The following is a 16,851-nucleotide window of genomic DNA, read 5'->3' as shown; positions in this document are numbered from 1 at the left end:
GGCGAACTGTGCACGGATAAAGCACCGACTATACCTGCACGGCGGGTCGCCTGACCATTGCGTGACGCTACCAGGCTCATGCCGTTGCCTGGCCTTTGGGCCTGACGCCGCTATCTTCCATGCGCGGCCTTCCCGGTTCGGCTTCGGCCAGTGGTGGGCATTCGACCATGGTGTTCATACAGCGTTGCGCCAGCTGCTGGTATTGCGTCGTGCCGCGTTGCTTCCAGGCCAACTCCTGCTCGCTCAGGCGCCGCTTCACATCGGCTGGCGAGCCCATTACAAGGCTTTGAGCTTCACATTCGAAGCCGGTTTTGACGAACGCGGTAGCCGCAACAATGCAGCGGGGTGCGATATGCGCACCGTCCATCACCACCGCGTTCATGCCGATCAAGGCGTCCTCGCCCACTCTGCAACCGTGCAACACGGCGCCATGTCCGATATGCCCATTGCGTTCGACCACTGTATCGCCGCCCGGAAAACCATGCATTACGCAGGTGTCCTGCAGGTTGGCACCCTCCTCCAGCACGATGCGGCCGAAATCACCTCGTAGCGAAGCCAATGGGCCTATGTAGCAACGGGGGCCGACGATGACATCGCCGATCAGCACTGCACTGGGGTGCACATAGGCTGACGGATGTACCACGGGCGTCAGGCCGTCCAGTCGATAGCAAGGCATGGAAACACTCCTGAAATGATTTTAAATGCCGATAAATCTTGTATTACATTCCTCCTGGTAGTCAATCCTGTATCGCTTCTCGTGGGTATGGTCAATTAGGTAATTTCTGGCTTTCTAGTCGTTAAGAACCTAGATGAAACGTTTAACTGAGCGGTAATGCTCGCTTTCAGCAGGGTCTGGATCTCTATAAAGGGATACATGAAACAATTTTACTGATTGCATTAATGTATCGCATGATGCATATACTTGCTGCACATGGTCGTGATCCAGCATCACGCCCCTGAAAATAATTCCAAGAAATGCCGGCGCCACGATGTGCCGTGCGTGTAGCCAGAGGAACCCGACATGCCGCGATATCTCGATGTGCAGGCGCCCGAACGCGGTGTTCAGCTCATTACCCTGCAACGGCCCGAGGCGTTGAATGCCCTGTGCACCGAGCTACTGGCAGAACTGGCTGCTGCGCTGCAGGTTGCCGGGGACGACGAGCAGATACATGCCGTAGTGATCACCGGCAGCCGCAAGGCATTCGCTGCAGGTGCAGACATCCGCGAGATGGCCGAGCGCGATCTGGTCGGCATTCTCAACGACCCTCGCGTAGTCCACTGGCAAAACATCGGCGCATTCCCCAAGCCGCTGCTTGCAGCAGTGAACGGCTATGCCCTGGGTGGCGGTTGCGAACTGGCGATGTGCGCCGACATCGTCATCGCCGGCACCGACGCCCGTTTTGGCCAGCCGGAAATCAACCTCGGCATCATCCCCGGCGCTGGTGGAACCCAGCGCCTGTTGCGCGCAGTCGGCAAGCCGTTGGCCATGCAGATGGTTCTGACGGGTGAAGCGATCACCGCCCGCCACGCCTTGCAGGCCGGCCTGGTCAGCGAAGTCACTCAGCCTGAATTCACTGTGGAGCGCGCCTTGCAGGTTGCCCGCAGCATCGCTGCCAAGGCGCCTCTGGCTGTTCGCTTGGCCAAGGAGGCGTTACTGAAGGCCGGTGATACCGACCTGGCCAGTGGGCTGCGTTTCGAACGCCACGCTTTCACCCTGCTTGCCGGCACCACCGACCGCGATGAAGGCATCCGGGCATTCCAGGAAAAGCGCCAGGCCCGTTTCCAAGGCCGCTGATCATCCTTCCCTCGACCGACGGAGCGAGTCTGTCATGACTTTCCAGCACATTCTGTTTTCCATCGAGGACGGCGTCGCCCTCCTCTCGCTTAACCGCCCCGAGCAACTGAACAGCTTCAACACCGCCATGCACCTGGAAGTGCGCGAGGCGCTCAAGCATGTACGCCAGAGCAGTGATGCACGGGTGCTGCTGCTGACAGGCGAAGGCCGTGGCTTCTGCGCCGGCCAGGACCTGTCTGACCGCAACGTTGCCCCAGGTGCCGAAATGCCAGACCTGGGCGAGTCGATCGACAAGTTCTACAACCCTCTGGTGCGCACACTGCGAGACCTGCCGCTGCCGGTGATCTGTGCGGTCAACGGCGTGGCCGCTGGAGCCGGTGCCAACATACCGCTGGCCTGCGATCTGGTACTGGCTGCCCGCTCTGCAAGCTTCATTCAGGCGTTCTGCAAGATCGGTCTGGTGCCGGATTCTGGCGGAACCTGGCTGCTGCCGCGCCTGGTCGGCATGGCACGGGCCAAGGCCCTGGCCATGTTGGGCGAGCGCCTGGGCGCCGAGCAGGCCCAGCAATGGGGACTGATCCATCGTGTGGTGGACGATGCTGCACTGCGTGACGAGGCCCTCACCCTCGCCCGCCAGCTTGCCACTCAGCCCACCTATGGTCTGGCCCTGATCAAGCGCAGCCTCAATGTCAGCTTCGACAACGGTTTCGATGAGCAACTGGAGCTGGAACGCGACCTGCAGCGCCTGGCTGGGCGCAGCGAGGACTACCGCGAAGGCGTGAGCGCCTTCATGAACAAACGCACGCCAGACTTCAAGGGGTGCTGAACATGGGGGCACTTGCAAGTAACGCGCAGGTGGCGGTAATCGGTGCCGGCGCCATGGGGGCTGGTATCGCCCAGATCGCAGCCCAGGGCGGCCACCCGGTAAAACTCTACGACAACCGCCCGGGCGCTGCGGCCCAGGCAGTGGCAGGCATCGATCGGCAATTGGCCCGACTAGTGGAAAAAGGCAAACTGCGGGCCGCTGAGCACGCGTCAATCACCGCCCGCCTGGGCCCGGTCGATACCCTTGAAGCATTGGCTGATGCCAGCCTGGTGATCGAGGCCATCGTCGAGAACCTGCAGGTGAAGCAGGCGTTGTTCAAACAGTTGGAAACGTTTTGCACTGCAGACTGCATCCTCGCCAGCAATACCTCGTCGCTATCCATCACCAGCCTCGCTGCCGGCCTTGAGCGCCCCCAGCAAGTCGTTGGCATGCACTTCTTCAATCCGGCGCCGCTGATGGCGCTGGTCGAGGTGGTGTCGGGTCTGGCCACTGATCCAGCGGTGGCTGCATGCATCTACGATACCGCCCAGGCCTGGGGCAAACAGCCGGTGCACACGCGCTCGACCCCAGGCTTCATCGTCAACCGTGTGGCACGGCCTTTCTATGCCGAAAGCCTGCGCCTGTTACAAGAAGGTGCAACCGATTGCGCCAGCCTCGATGCCCTGCTGCGTGATGCCGGTGGTTTCCGCATGGGTGCGTTTGAGCTCACTGACCTGATCGGGCACGACATCAACTACGCCGTCACCTGCTCGGTATTCGATGCTTTCTACGGAGATTTTCGCTTCCAGCCTTCACTGGTGCAAAAAGAGCTGGTGGATGCCGGCCGTCTCGGGCGCAAGACTGGCCAAGGCTTCTATAGCTATGCAGAAGGCGCCGAACGTCCCAAACCGTCCGAGCTGCGTAGCCTTGCGAGCGCCGATGCGTGCGCCGTCGAGGGGCATCTGGGTGTGCTGCAGCCACTGGTCGAACGCCTGCGCCATTGCGGCATTACCGTAACCCAGCGCGCTGGTAATGGCCTGATCCAGGTGGGCGATGCCACCTTGGCCTTGTCTGACGGCCGCCTGGCCAGCCAGCGGGCCCGTGAAGACGGCCTGCGTAACTTGGTGCTGCTCGACCTTGCGCTGGACTACAGCACGGCCACGCGAATAGCCATCAGCTGGTCGGCTGACATTACCGAAAGCGCACGCGACCAAGCTGTGGCCCTGCTTCAGCGGGCTGGCCTCAAGGTCACTGCGGTCGCCGACCTGCCAGGCCTGGTAGTGCTGCGCACCGTGGCAATGCTTGCCAACGAAGCCGCCGATGCTGTGCTGCAGGGCGTCGGCAGCGCCGCCGACATCGACCTGGCCATGCGCGCCGGGGTCAATTACCCCTGCGGCCCGCTGGCCTGGGCCGCGCACATAGGTATTACCCGAACCCTGCGCGTGCTCGACAACCTGCAGCGCAGCTACGGCGAGAGCCGTTACCGCCCTTCCCTGCTGTTACGCCGCTGTGAAGCCAAAGGAGGCACCCTACATGACTGACGTGGAACTGGCACAAGCCTGTGCCGACGCCATGTACGCCCGCGACGCTGCCACACAGCGCCTGGGTATAAGCCTGCTGGATGCCGGCCCTGGCCGGGCCAGCCTGCGTATGTCAGTGCATGCCGACATGATCCAGGGCCATGGCACCTGCCATGGCGGCTTCCTGTTCGCCTTGGCCGACTCGGCATTTGCCTTCGCCTGCAACAGCTATGACCAGGCAACCGTGGCGCTGGGCTGCAGCATTGACTACCTGGCCCCGGCGTTACGCGATGACGTGCTCACCGCCCACGCCAGCGAAGTCAGCCGCAAAGGCCGTACCGGCCTGTACGACGTGCGCATCCACAACCAGCGCAATGAGCTGGTGGCGATGTTCCATGGCAAATCCTACAAAGTGCGCGGCACCGTGCTGGCGCAGGAGACGCAAGATGACTGAACACACCCTGCTCGATGCCTTGATCATCGACGCCGTGCGCACCCCCATTGGCCGCTATGCCGGGGCCTTGAGCGGCGTGCGTGCCGATGACCTCGCCGCTATCCCGCTCAAGGCGTTGATCCGGCGCCACCCCGAACTGGACTGGAAAGCTGTCGATGACGTCATCCTCGGCTGTGCAAACCAGGCCGGCGAAGACAACCGCAATGTGGCACACATGGCCAGCCTGCTGGCCGGGCTGCCACTCGAAGTGCCGGGGACCACGATCAACCGCCTGTGTGGTTCCGGCCTCGATGCCATCGGCAATGCGGCCCGCGCCCTGCGCTGTGGCGAAGCTGGGCTGATGCTGGCTGGTGGTGTGGAGTCGATGTCGCGTGCGCCATTTGTAATGGGCAAGTCGGAGCAGGCATTCGGTCGTGCGGCCGAGCTGTTCGACACCACCATCGGCTGGCGTTTCGTCAACCCGCTGATGAAGGCTGCCTACGGCACCGATTCTATGCCGGAAACGGCCGAGAACGTAGCTGAACAGTTCGGCATTTCCCGCGCCGACCAGGATGCTTTCGCCCTGCGCAGCCAGCACAAGGCGGCCGCAGCTCAGGCTCGCGGTCGCCTTGCCCGAGAAATCGTGCCGGTCGAAATCCCGCAACGCAAAGGCCCGGCAACAGTGGTCGAGCATGACGAGCACCCGCGCGGCGACACCACGCTGGAGCAACTGGCCCGGCTCGGAACGCCGTTCCGCGAAGGTGGCAGCGTTACAGCGGGCAATGCCTCCGGCGTCAATGACGGCGCCTGCGCACTGTTGATGGCCAGCAGCGCCGCTGCCCGCCGGCATGGCCTGAAAGCGCGCGGCCGTATCGTCGGCATGGCCGTGGCCGGGGTCGAGCCCCGGCTGATGGGCATAGGCCCGGTGCCGGCAACCCGCAAGGTACTTGAGCTCACCGGTTTGTCGCTGGCCGACTTGGACGTCATCGAACTCAACGAGGCCTTCGCGGCCCAGGGCCTGGCGGTCTTGCGCGAACTGGGCCTGGCCGACGACGACCCACGAGTGAACCGCAATGGCGGTGCCATCGCCCTCGGTCATCCGCTGGGCATGAGCGGTGCCCGCTTGGTTACAACCGCACTGCACGAGTTGGAAGAAACCGCCGGGCGCTATGCCCTGTGCACCATGTGCATCGGGGTTGGCCAAGGCATTGCCATGGTCATCGAGCGCCTCTGAGCGGATCAGACCATCCGCCTGTTACCGAACCGAACGCAGCCGTATATGCTGCGCTCATGACACTCACCGCGCGGCCTGCAACCGGGCCTCGCGGCGTACAAGAACAATTCGAGTGAAGCCATGAACATGTACCATGATGCCGATCGTGCCCTGTTGGACCCGATGGAAACCGCTAGCGTCGATGCCCTGCGCCAGCACCAGCTGGAGCGTCTGCGCTGGAGCCTGAAGCACGCCTATGACAACGTGCCGCTGTACCGCAAGCGCTTTGCCGAGTGCGGCGCCCATCCCGACGACCTCAAATGCCTTGAAGACCTGGCGAAGTTCCCGTTCACCGGTAAGAGCGACCTGCGCGACAACTACCCTTACGGGATGTTCGCCGTGCCCCAGGAAGAGGTGGTGCGCCTGCACGCTTCCAGCGGCACCACAGGCAAGCCGACGGTAGTCGGTTACACCCAGAATGACATCGACACCTGGGCCAACGTCGTCGCGCGCTCGATCCGCGCAGCCGGCGGGCGAAAAGGTGACAAGGTGCATGTGTCCTACGGCTATGGGCTTTTCACGGGTGGCCTTGGCGCGCATTACGGTGCCGAACGCCTGGGTTGCACGGTAATCCCGATGTCCGGTGGTCAGACCGAGAAGCAGGTGCAGCTGATTCGCGACTTCCAGCCCGACATCATCATGGTCACGCCGTCCTATATGCTCAATTTGGCGGACGAGATCGAGCGCCAGGGCATCGACCCGCATGACCTCAAGCTGCGTCTGGGCATTTTCGGTGCCGAGCCATGGACCGATGAACTGCGCCGCTCGATCGAGCAGCGCCTGGGCATCGATGCCCTCGACATCTATGGCCTGTCGGAAATCATGGGCCCCGGGGTAGCGATGGAGTGCATCGAGACCAAGGACGGCCCGACCATCTGGGAAGACCACTTCTACCCCGAGATCATCGACCCGGTTACCGGAGAGGTTCTGCCAGACGGCCAGCTGGGCGAGCTGGTGTTCACCTCGCTCAGCAAGGAGGCATTGCCGATGGTGCGCTACCGCACGCGCGACCTAACCCGCCTGCTGCCCGGCACCGCCAGGCCGATGCGGCGGATTGGCAAGATCACCGGGCGCAGCGACGACATGCTGATCGTTCGCGGCGTCAACGTGTTCCCGACCCAGATCGAGGAGCAAGTATTAAAAATAAAACAGCTTTCTGAGTTGTATGAGATTCATCTGTATCGTAATGGAAACCTGGACAGTGTCGAGGTGCATGTTGAGTTGCGTGCAGAGTGCCAGCACCTCGATGAAGGCCAGCGCAAGCTGGTTATCGGGGAGTTGAGCAAGCAGATCAAGACCTACATCGGCATCAGCACCCAAGTGCACCTGCAGCCCTGTGGCACGCTCAAGCGTTCAGAGGGCAAAGCGTGCCATGTGTACGACAAACGGTTGGCCAGCTGATTCATTCGGCTGCCTTTTCGGCCCCGGCTTGGTCCGGGGCTTTTTTTTGCGTTTTTTTCGCTCTCACAGGTGCGCGCGATCCCTGTGGGAGCAGGTTTACCCGCGAAGAGGCCCGAAAGCGATACATAATTCGCATTCGATACATATAAAACTGTTTGACGTTATGTTTTGTATCGCTTACAAATGACTCATGCCTTAGCAGGAGTCACAGCACATGTATGCACAGCTCGTGGAAACCGGAGTCAAGCGCGTCAAATCGCTGGAAGAAATGTCCCCCGAGGAACGCAACTTCCAGGAAAAGGTCGACGCAGAAATCAAGATCGAAGCCAAGAACTGGATGCCCGAGGCCTACCGCCAGACGTTGATCCGGCAGATCTCCCAGCACGCCCACTCGGAAATCGTCGGCATGCTGCCCGAAGGCAACTGGGTCACCCGCGCCCCCAGCCTCAAGCGCAAGCTGCAACTGATGGCCAAGATCCAGGACGAAGCCGGCCACGGCCTGTACCTGTACAGCGCCATGGAGACCCTGGGTGCCGACCGCGACGAAGAAATCGCCAAGCTGCACAGCGGCAAGGCCAAGTACTCGAGCATCTTCAACTACCCCACCCTCAGCTGGGCCGACATGGGCGCAGTGGGCTGGCTGGTGGATGGCGCCGCCATCGTCAACCAGGTGGTGCTGCAACGTACCTCCTACGGCCCCTACTCCCGGGCGATGATCCGTATCTGCAAGGAAGAGAGCTTCCACCAGCGCCAGGGCTACGAAATCCTCCTGACCATGATGCGCCACGGTACCCAGGCCCAGCGCGACATGGTGCAGGACGCCATCAATCGCCTGTGGTGGCCATCGCTGATGATGTTCGGCCCCAGCGACGAACACTCTCCCAACAGCGCTCAGTCCATGGCCTGGAAGATCAAGCGCCAGACCAACGACGAACTGCGCCAGCGCTTCATTGACCAGACCGTGCCGCAACTGGAGCTGCTCGGTTGTACCGCCCCCGACCCAGAGCTGAAGTGGAACGCCGAGCGCGGTCACTACGACTTCGGCGAAATCCAGTGGGACGAGTTCTACGAAGTGATCAAGGGCAATGGCCCGTGCAACCAGGAACGTGTCGCCACCCGGCGCAAGGCCATCGAGGACGGCGCCTGGGTTCGCGAGGCCGCCGTGGCCTACGCGCGCAAGCAACAGAACAAGAACGCCGCCTGAGCGGCGATTGATGCGGAGATCGAAAATGTCTGTTTGGACCCTCTACGAAGTGTTCGTGCGCAGCAAGCACGGCCTTAACCACAAGCATGTCGGCAGCGTGCACGCCGCCGATGCCGCCATGGCCATCGAGAATGCCCGCGAGCTTTACACCCGTCGCAGCGAGGGTGTCAGCCTGTGGGTGGTGCCTTCGGCGCTGATCACTGCCTCCTCCCCCGACGAAAAAGACCCGCTGTTCGCCCCTTCGGACGACAAGGTCTACCGCCATGCCAGCTTCTACGAGCTTCCCGACGAAGTCGGACACATGTGAGGTTGGCCATGCACAACGAAACCCTTATCCCCTACCTGCTGCTGCTTGGCGACAGTGCCCTGGTACAAGGACAGCGCCTCTGCGAATGGTGTGGCCACGCCCCTGCCATCGAAGAAGAACTGGCCCTGATGAACGTTGGCCTCGACCTGGTCGGCCAGGCGCGCAACTGGCTGGAATACGCCGCCGAGCTGCTTGACGACGGCCGCGACGCCGACGCCCTGGCCTTCCGCCGAGACGAGCGGGCCTACCGCAACCTGCTGCTGGTCGAGCAACCCAACGGCGATTTCGCCGTCACCATGACCAAGCAGTTCCTCTACGACGCCTGGCACTTCGCCGTGCTACAGGGCTTGGCCGGGTCCAGCGACGAGCGTATTGCCGGTATCGCCGCCAAGGCACTCAAGGAAGTCACCTACCACCTGCGCCGCTCCAGCGAGTGGGTGCAGCGCCTGGGCGGCGGCACAGAAGAAAGCCGCCAACGCATGCTCGCCGCCATTGCGGCCCTGTGGCGCTTCACCGTCGAGCTGACAGCCGCCAGCGACAACGAGGTGCAATTGGCCGAAGTGGGGATCGCCGCCGACCCGGCCACCGTGGGTGCTGCCTGGCTGAAACAGGTGAGCGAGACCTTCGCTTCGGTCGAGCTGCCGCTGCCCAAGGCTGCCAGCCACTTCTACCTGGACAGTCGCCAAGGCCTGCACACCGAGCACTTGGGCCTGCTGCTGGCCGAGATGCAGTTCCTGCCAAGGGCTTACCCCGATGCAACCTGGTGAGCTGATTGCCGGCGACCGTGGCGCGCGGGCGCCACGCGGCGACGACCTGGCCCGGGCCTGGGAGGTACTGGCCCAGGTCATGGACCCGGAAGTGCCGGTGGTTAGTGTGGTGGACCTGGGGATCGTGCGCGGCCTCGACTGGCGCGCCGGCCACCTTCACCTGGTGGTCACCCCTACTTACTCCGGCTGCCCGGCCACCGAGGTGATCGAGGGTGATATCCGCCAAGCGCTGGAGCAGGCCGGCTTTGCCGCGCCAGACCTTGAGCGCCGGCTGACCCCGGCCTGGAGCACTGACTGGATCAGCGAGTTGGGCCGTGAGCGCCTGCGGGCTTATGGCATCGCGCCGCCACACGGCAGCGCGAACAAGCGCAGCCTGCTCGGTGAGGTGCCCCAAGTGTGCTGCCCGCAATGCGGCAGCGCGCATACCGAATTGCTCAGCCAGTTCGGCTCCACCGCGTGCAAGGCGCTGTACCGCTGCCGCGAGTGCCTGGAGCCGTTCGACTATTTCAAATGCATTTGAGCCGTGGAGAACACCATGAGCCAGTTTCACAGCCTGACCATCAAGCAAGTGCGCAACGAGACCCGTGATGCGGTGTCGATTGCTTTCGAGGTGCCCGATCACCTGCAGGACCAGTTCCGCTTCACTCAGGGCCAGTACCTGGTCATGCGTACCCAGTTGGACAACGAAGAAGTCCGCCGTTCCTACTCCATCTGCAGTGCCGTACAGGATGGCGAGCTGCGCGTGGCCGTCAAGCGCGTGCCAGGCGGGCGTTTCTCGGCGTTTGCCAACGATGTGCTCAAAGCCGGCCAGCAACTGGACGTGATGCCGCCATCGGGCAGCTTCTTCGTGCCGCTGGACCCTGCCCGCCAGGGCAATTACCTGGGCGTGGCCGCCGGCAGCGGCATCACCCCGATACTGTCGATCATTGGCACCACCCTCGACAGTGAGCCGCACAGCCGCTTCACCTTGCTGTACGGCAACCGTTCCAGCTCGGGTGCGCTATTCCGCGACAAGCTCGAAGACCTGAAAAACCGCTACCTCGACCGCTTGAACCTGATTTTCGTGTTCAGCCGCGAGCAGCAGGATGTCGACCTGTACAACGGTCGCATCGACGCCGACAAGTGCGGGCAACTGTTCTCGCGCTGGCTAAACGTTCCCGGCCTGGACGCAGCTTTCATTTGCGGCCCCCAGGCGATGACCGAAACGGTGCGCGACAGCCTGCAGGCCAATGGCCTGGGCAAGGAGCGCATTCATTTCGAACTGTTTGCTGCTGCCGGCAGCGAAACGCGTCGTGAGGCCCGCGAGGCTGCGCGCCAGGTGGACTCGGCGCTTAGCCATATCACCGTGATCAGCGACGGCCGCGCCCTCACCTTCGACCTTCCTCGTAACACCCAGAACGTGCTGGACGCTGGCAACGCCATCGGCGCCGAGCTGCCCTACTCCTGCAAGGCCGGCGTGTGCTCGACCTGCAAGTGCCGGGTGATCGAAGGCGAAGTGGAAATGGACAGCAACCATGCCCTGGAGGACTACGAAGTCGCGGCTGGCTATGTGCTTTCGTGCCAGACCTACCCGGTGAGCGACAAGGTGGTGCTCGACTTCGACCAGCTTTAAGACCGCGGCGCTTGCTTTGCGGGTAAACCCGCGAAGAGGCCCTGAGCAACACCGCAACACCTGCGTGACCTCAACAAAACAATTACAACACCAAGAGATCGCTTGCCATGACACCCGAACGCATAGAAAGCATCGCCAACCACCCCGACTTCCAGCACCTGGTGCGGCGCAAACGTCGCCTCAACGGCAGCCTCACCCTGGCCATGCTGGTGATCTACTACGGCTTCGTCTTGCTGGTGGCGTTCTCCCCCAGCACCCTTGGCCAATCCCTCAGCGGCGGTGTGACCACCGTCGGCATGCTGGTGGGCGTGCTGATGGTGCTGCTGTCCTTCGCCTTGACCGGTATCTATGTACATCGTGCCAACAACGTACTTGACCCGCTCAACGACAAGGTCAAGCAGGAGTGCGCACAATGAACTGGACAGCCATCTCGATGTTCATGGTGTTTGTCTGCTTTACCCTGTTGGTCACCCGCTGGGCTGCCCTGCGCACCCGCTCGGCCAGCGACTTCTATACCGCCGGCGGGGGGCTGACCGGTATGCAGAACGGCCTGGCGATCGCGGGCGACATGATCAGTGCCGCCTCCTTCCTGGGCATCTCAGCCATGATGTTCATGAACGGCTACGATGGTCTGCTGTATGCCCTGGGCGTGCTGGCCGGCTGGCCGATCATCCTGTTCCTGATCGCCGAGCGCCTGCGCAACCTGGGCAAGTACACCTTTGCCGACGTGGTCAGCTATCGCCTGGCACAAACCCCGGTGCGCCTGACGTCGGCATTCGGCACCCTGGTGGTGGCGTTGATGTACCTGGTGGCGCAAATGGTCGGCGCCGGCAAGCTGATCGAGCTGCTGTTCGGTATCAGCTACCTGTATGCGGTGATGCTGGTCGGCGTGCTGATGGTTGCCTATGTCACCTTCGGCGGCATGCTTGCCACCACCTGGGTGCAGATCATCAAGGCGGTGATGCTACTGTCGGGCACCAGCTTCATGGCCTTCATGGTGCTCAAGCACTTCGGCTTCAGCACCGAGGCGATGTTCGCCAGCGCCGTGGCCGTGCATGCCAAGGGCCAGGCGATCATGGCACCCGGCGGCTTGCTGTCCAATCCGGTAGATGCCATTTCGCTGGGCCTGGGCATGATGTTCGGCACCGCTGGCCTGCCGCATATCCTGATGCGTTTCTTTACTGTCAGTGATGCCAAGGAAGCACGCAAGAGCGTGTTCTACGCCACCGGCTTCATTGGTTACTTCTACCTGCTGCTGATCATTGTCGGCTTTGGCGCCATCGTGATGGTTGGCACCGAGCCGTCCTACCGCGATGCCACTGGCGCAATCATTGGTGGCGGCAACATGGTCGCCGTGCACCTGGCCCAGGCCGTCGGTGGCAACCTGTTCCTTGGCTTCATCTCGGCCGTGGCCTTCGCCACCATCCTGGCCGTGGTCGCTGGCTTGGCACTGTCTGGCGCGTCGGCTGTGTCCCACGACCTGTATGCCTGTGTGTTCCGTCAAGGCAAGGCCACCGAGCAGGAAGAGATGCGCGTTTCGCGTATCGCCACCCTGTTGATCGGTTTGCTGGCGGTGATGCTCGGCCTGATGTTCGAGTCGCAGAACATTGCCTTCCTCTCCGGCCTGGTGCTGGCAGTGGCCGCTTCGGTCAATTTCCCGGTGCTGCTGCTCTCGATGTTCTGGAAAGGCCTGACCACGCGTGGCGCGGTGTGCGGCAGCATGGCCGGCCTGGCCTCTGCGGTGCTGCTGGTGGTACTGGGCCCGGCAGTATGGGTCAACGTACTGCACAACGAAAAAGCGCTGTTCCCCTACAGCAACCCGGCATTGTTCTCCATGAGCCTGGCCTTCCTGAGTGCCTGGGTGTTCTCGGTTACCGACAGCTCCGAGCGTGCCACTGAAGAGCGCGGCCGCTACCTGGCCCAGTTCATCCGTTCCATGACCGGTATCGGCGCTGCCGGCGCCAGCAAGCACTGACTTCAAGGACGAACAACCATGTCGGGTAAAACAACAACAATGAACCGCTCGCACTTCATGTCAGCTGCCTGGCTGGCCACCCTCGCATTGCCCTTGCCAGCGATGGCAGACTTCATCGGCGACAGCCACGCACGCCTGGAGCTGCGCAACCACTACATCAACCGCGACTTCCGCCAGAGCAACGCCCCGCAGGCCAAGGCCGAGGAATGGGGCCAGGGCTTTACCGCCAAGCTGGAATCGGGCTTCACCGAGGGCCCGGTCGGCGTTGGCGTCGACGCCATGGGCCAGTTGGGCATCAAGCTCGACTCCAGCCGCGATCGCCGCAATACCGGCCTGCTGCCCTTCGGCCCCAACAGCCATGAACCGGTCGATGACTACAGCGAACTGGGCCTGACCGGCAAGGTACGGGTTTCCAAGAGCACCCTGCGCCTGGGCACCTTGCAGCCAATCTTGCCGGTAGTGGTCTACAACGACACCCGCCTGCTGGCGTCCACCTTCCAGGGCGGCTTGCTGACCAGCCAGGATGTCGATGGCCTCACCTTCAACGCCGGCCGCTTGACCAAGGCCAACCTGCGCGATTCTTCGGGCCGTGACGACATCGGCTATGGCGCTGCCAGCAGTGACCACCTGGACTTTGGCGGTGGCAGCTACGCCATCACCCCGCAAACCAGTGTCAGCTACTACTACGCCAAGCTCGAGGATATCTACCGCCAGCAGTTCGTCGGCCTGATCGACACCCGCCCATTGAGCGAAGGCATTAGCCTGCGCAGCGACCTGCGCTACTTCGACAGCCGCAACGACGGTGCCGAACGTGCCGGCAACATCGATAACCGCAACTTCAACGCCATGTTCACCCTCGGCGTGCGGGCGCACAAGTTCACGGCCACTTGGCAACAGATGTCGGGCGACAGTGCCTTCCCGTTCGTCAACGGCGGCGACCCGTTCACCGTCAACCTGGTGACCTACAACACCTTCACCCGCGCCGGGCTGGACTCCTGGCAAGTGCGCTATGACTACGACTTTGTCGCGATGGGCATCCCCGGCCTGAGCTTCATGACCCGTTATACCGACGGCCGCCACGCTGAAACCGCCACCGTCAGCAATGGCCGCGAGCGCGAGCGCGACACCGACATCACCTACGTCATCCAGAGCGGCCCGTTCAAGGACGTCAGCCTGCGCTGGCGCAACGTCACCTTCCGTTCCGGCAATGGCCTGACCAACGCCGTGGACGAAAACCGCCTGATCATCGGCTACACCGTGGCGCTGTGGTAACAGCGCCCCCTACATTTGAACAGCATGGAGAACAGCATGTCTGCCGCCCCTACTCTGCAAAGCTTCATCGCCGGCCGTTGGTTGGGCCAGCACGGCGCCCAAGCCCTGCGCAGCGCCCTCGACGGCCATGTGCTCGCCTACAGCCATGAAGAGCGCCCGGACTTTGCCGAAGCCGTGGACTACGCCCGAGCCCATGGCCTGGCCAGCTTGATGTCCATGGACTTCCAGCAGCGCGCCCAACGCCTCAAAGCACTGGCCTTGTACCTTGCCGAACGCAAGGAACAGCTTTACGCCCTGTCGCACCACAGCGGCGCTACCCGTGCCGACAGCTGGATCGACATCGAGGGCGGCAACGCCACGCTGTTCGCCTATGCCGGCATCGGCAGCCGTGAGCTGCCGTCGGGTAACCTGGTGCACGAAGGCCCCGCCATTGCGCTCGGCAAACAAGGCCATTTCGCCGGCAGCCACATCCTGGTGCCGCGCGCGGGCGTTGCGGTGCACATCAACGCGTTCAACTTCCCCATCTGGGGCATGCTGGAGAAGTTCGCGCCGACCTTCCTGGCCGGTATGCCGTGTATCGTCAAGCCTGCGACCTCCACCAGCTACCTGACCGAAGCCGTCGTGCGCTTGATGAACGCCTCCGGCCTGCTGCCGGAAGGCAGCCTGCAACTGGTGATCGGCAGCACTGGCGACCTGCTCGACCGCCTGCAAGGCCAGGACGTGGTGACCTTCACCGGTTCCGCCGATACCGCCGCCAAATTGCGCGTCACGCCGAACCTGGTGCGCAATTCGGTGCCGTTCACCGCCGAAGCCGACTCGCTGAACTGCGCCATCCTTGGCCCGGACGTAACCCCGGACAGCGAAGAGTTCGACCTGTACATCAAAGAGGTGGTGCGGGAAATGACCACCAAGGCCGGCCAGAAATGCACCGCCATCCGCCGCGCCATCGTGCCGGCCAAGCACATTGATGCGGTCGCCACGCGCTTGCGTGAGCGCTTGAGCAAGGTGGTGGTAGGTGACCCGTCGCTGGAAGGCGTACGCATGGGCGCCCTGGCCTCCCACGACCAGCAGCACGACGTGGCGGAGCGGGTACGCAGCCTGCTGCAAAGCTGTGACCAGTTGTTCGGCGCCAGCGACGGCTTCGCCCCGCGTGGTGAAGGCGTGGCAGAGGGTGCCTTCTTCGCGCCCACCCTGCTGCAGGCCCGCGACCCGCATGCTGAAGGCGGTGCCCACGATATCGAAGCGTTCGGCCCGGTCAGTACGCTGATGGCCTATGACGACCTGGACGAAGCCTTGGCGCTGGCCGCACGTGGTAAAGGCAGCCTGGTGGCAACCTTGGTCACCGCCGACCGCAGCGTGGCGGCCAAAGCCATTCCGGTGGCGGCGGCCTGGCATGGCCGCCTGCTGGTGCTCGACAGTGAAGCCGCAAAAGAATCCACCGGTCATGGTTCGCCACTGCCGCAACTCAAGCACGGCGGCCCGGGCCGCGCTGGCGGCGGCGAAGAGCTAGGAGGCCTGCGTGCGGTCAAACACTACCTGCAACGCGCTGCCGTACAAGGCTCGCCAAGCATGCTCACGGCGGTTACCGGCGAGTATGTGCGCGGTGCTGAAGTGATCGAGACCGAAGTGCACCCGTTCCGCCGCTACTTCGAGCAGCTGCGCATCGGCGAGTCGCTGCTTACCCACCGTCGCACCGTGACCGAAGCCGACCTGGTGAACTTCGGTTGCCTGTCGGGTGACCATTTCTACATGCATTTCGACGAAATCGCGGCCAAGGAATCGCAGTTTGGCAAGCGCATTGCCCATGGCTACTTCGTGCTGTCGGCGGCGGCCGGCCTGTTCGTGTCGCCGGGCGCCGGGCCGGTGCTGGCCAACTATGGCCTCGATACCCTGCGCTTCATCAACCCGGTGGGCATTGGCGACACCATTCAGGCGCGCTTGACCTGCAAGCGCAAGATCGACCAGGGCAAGACCAGCCCGTTGGGCCAGCCGCAGGGTGTGGTGGCGTGGGATGTCGAAGTGACTAACCAGCTGGGTGAGCTGGTGGCCAGCTATGACATCCTGACCTTGGTGCTGAAGCAGCCTGAATGATGGACTGACCTTGGCAGCCACTTCGCGGGTTCAACCGCGAAGTCGCCGCCAGCTTCGCGTGTGGCATCAAACCATCGCTGCCGGATCCCCCACCGACTGGTTTGGCTTGCTCCCCGAAATCCGCCAAGTCACGGCGGTAATCCCGTAGCGCTCGGCCATGGGCCGGCTGATCTTCCTGATCTTTTCGCGCCCGAACTTGGGAATGATGCCGATGCCCGCATCGCAACTTGCCCAATGCCAGGCCTCGGCATTGTCCAACCGCTCCAGACGAATGATGAAACTGCGCGGCTGGCCATGCAGTTGGTAATCGATGATGTACAGTTGTGGGATAGGCATCGCAGGGGGCCTCCTCTTCTCCATGGATGACAACCAGATTGATTCGGTCATGGCCAGATA

General features: G+C 62.8%; 16 protein-coding genes and 1 pseudogene. 15 read left to right on the top strand and 2 right to left on the bottom strand.

Going from position 1 to position 16,851, the window contains the following annotated elements; genetic code table 11:
- Positions 1–76: 76 nt before the first annotated feature.
- Positions 77–676 (bottom strand): phenylacetic acid degradation protein PaaY, encoded by a 600-nt coding sequence (gene paaY, locus QQL85_RS11860; RefSeq protein ID WP_284353561.1) that lies wholly within the window; start codon positions 674–676, stop codon positions 77–79.
- A 345-nt stretch (positions 677–1,021) separates the two neighbouring features.
- Here paaY and paaF point away from each other — a divergent pair, with 345 nt between their 5' ends.
- From paaF to paaZ, 15 genes and pseudogenes are all read left to right on the top strand, one after another.
- Positions 1,022–1,795 carry a 2,3-dehydroadipyl-CoA hydratase PaaF gene (gene paaF, locus QQL85_RS11855; protein ID WP_284353562.1) on the top strand — a complete coding sequence of 258 codons (774 nt, stop codon included), beginning with the start codon at positions 1,022–1,024 and terminating at the stop codon, positions 1,793–1,795.
- A 34-nt stretch (positions 1,796–1,829) separates the two neighbouring features.
- The gene (gene paaG, locus QQL85_RS11850; protein WP_284353563.1) at positions 1,830–2,621 is read left to right on the top strand and encodes a 2-(1,2-epoxy-1,2-dihydrophenyl)acetyl-CoA isomerase PaaG; all 792 of its coding nucleotides are present in this window, start codon (positions 1,830–1,832) and stop codon (positions 2,619–2,621) included.
- A 2-nt stretch (positions 2,622–2,623) separates the two neighbouring features.
- Positions 2,624–4,141 carry a 3-hydroxyacyl-CoA dehydrogenase PaaH gene (paaH, locus tag QQL85_RS11845; RefSeq protein ID WP_284353564.1) on the top strand — a complete coding sequence of 506 codons (1,518 nt, stop codon included), beginning with the start codon at positions 2,624–2,626 and terminating at the stop codon, positions 4,139–4,141.
- The gene (gene paaI / locus QQL85_RS11840; protein ID WP_284353565.1) at positions 4,134–4,574 is read left to right on the top strand and encodes a hydroxyphenylacetyl-CoA thioesterase PaaI; all 441 of its coding nucleotides are present in this window, start codon (positions 4,134–4,136) and stop codon (positions 4,572–4,574) included. Before paaH ends, paaI begins: the two co-directional genes overlap by 8 nt.
- Positions 4,567–5,787, top strand: a complete 1,221-nt coding sequence (gene pcaF, locus QQL85_RS11835; RefSeq protein WP_284353566.1) for a 3-oxoadipyl-CoA thiolase — start codon at positions 4,567–4,569, stop codon at positions 5,785–5,787. The genes paaI and pcaF overlap by 8 nt, the downstream gene beginning before the upstream one ends.
- A gap of 120 nt (positions 5,788–5,907) precedes the next feature.
- Positions 5,908–7,227, top strand: coding sequence for a phenylacetate--CoA ligase PaaK (paaK, locus tag QQL85_RS11830; RefSeq protein WP_284353567.1), 1,320 nt, complete (start codon positions 5,908–5,910; stop codon positions 7,225–7,227).
- Positions 7,228–7,441: 214 nt separating this feature from the next.
- Positions 7,442–8,431 (top strand): 1,2-phenylacetyl-CoA epoxidase subunit PaaA, encoded by a 990-nt coding sequence (gene paaA / locus QQL85_RS11825; protein ID WP_284353568.1) that lies wholly within the window; start codon positions 7,442–7,444, stop codon positions 8,429–8,431.
- Positions 8,432–8,456: 25 nt separating this feature from the next.
- Positions 8,457–8,738: a 1,2-phenylacetyl-CoA epoxidase subunit PaaB gene (paaB, locus tag QQL85_RS11820; protein WP_004374528.1), complete on the top strand. Its 282-nt coding sequence runs from the start codon at positions 8,457–8,459 to the stop codon at positions 8,736–8,738.
- An 8-nt stretch (positions 8,739–8,746) separates the two neighbouring features.
- On the top strand, positions 8,747–9,505 hold the full coding sequence (gene paaC / locus QQL85_RS11815) for a 1,2-phenylacetyl-CoA epoxidase subunit PaaC (protein ID WP_284353569.1): 759 nt from the start codon (positions 8,747–8,749) through the stop codon (positions 9,503–9,505).
- Positions 9,492–10,025, top strand: a complete 534-nt coding sequence (gene paaD / locus QQL85_RS11810; RefSeq protein ID WP_284353570.1) for a 1,2-phenylacetyl-CoA epoxidase subunit PaaD — start codon at positions 9,492–9,494, stop codon at positions 10,023–10,025. Before paaC ends, paaD begins: the two co-directional genes overlap by 14 nt.
- 15 nt (positions 10,026–10,040) lie before the next feature.
- Complete coding sequence (paaE, locus tag QQL85_RS11805) at positions 10,041–11,117, top strand: 1,2-phenylacetyl-CoA epoxidase subunit PaaE (protein WP_284353571.1); 1,077 nt, start codon at positions 10,041–10,043, stop codon at positions 11,115–11,117.
- Between the two features lie 107 nt (positions 11,118–11,224).
- The gene (locus tag QQL85_RS11800) at positions 11,225–11,533 is read left to right on the top strand and encodes a DUF485 domain-containing protein (RefSeq protein WP_012272262.1); all 309 of its coding nucleotides are present in this window, start codon (positions 11,225–11,227) and stop codon (positions 11,531–11,533) included.
- Positions 11,524–13,092: pseudogene (locus QQL85_RS11795) on the top strand (cation acetate symporter); the annotation flags it as partial. The gene QQL85_RS11800 and the pseudogene QQL85_RS11795, both read left to right, overlap by 10 nt.
- Positions 13,093–13,131: 39 nt before the next feature.
- On the top strand, positions 13,132–14,364 hold the full coding sequence (locus QQL85_RS11790; protein WP_284353892.1) for an OprD family porin: 1,233 nt from the start codon (positions 13,132–13,134) through the stop codon (positions 14,362–14,364).
- 36 nt (positions 14,365–14,400) lie between these two features.
- Complete coding sequence (gene paaZ, locus QQL85_RS11785; protein WP_284353572.1) at positions 14,401–16,455, top strand: phenylacetic acid degradation bifunctional protein PaaZ; 2,055 nt, start codon at positions 14,401–14,403, stop codon at positions 16,453–16,455.
- Positions 16,456–16,521: 66 nt separating this feature from the next.
- On the opposite strand, the gene QQL85_RS11780 is transcribed toward paaZ, so the two are convergent.
- Positions 16,522–16,791 carry a DUF6555 family protein gene (locus tag QQL85_RS11780; RefSeq protein ID WP_284353573.1) on the bottom strand — a complete coding sequence of 90 codons (270 nt, stop codon included), beginning with the start codon at positions 16,789–16,791 and terminating at the stop codon, positions 16,522–16,524.
- Between the last annotated feature and the right edge of the window lie 60 nt (positions 16,792–16,851).

Origin of the sequence: Pseudomonas putida, assembly GCF_030159595.1 — a bacterium.
Classification (GTDB): domain Bacteria; phylum Pseudomonadota; class Gammaproteobacteria; order Pseudomonadales; family Pseudomonadaceae; genus Aquipseudomonas; species Aquipseudomonas putida_AC.
This window is presented reverse-complemented; position numbering and strand designations above follow the sequence as displayed.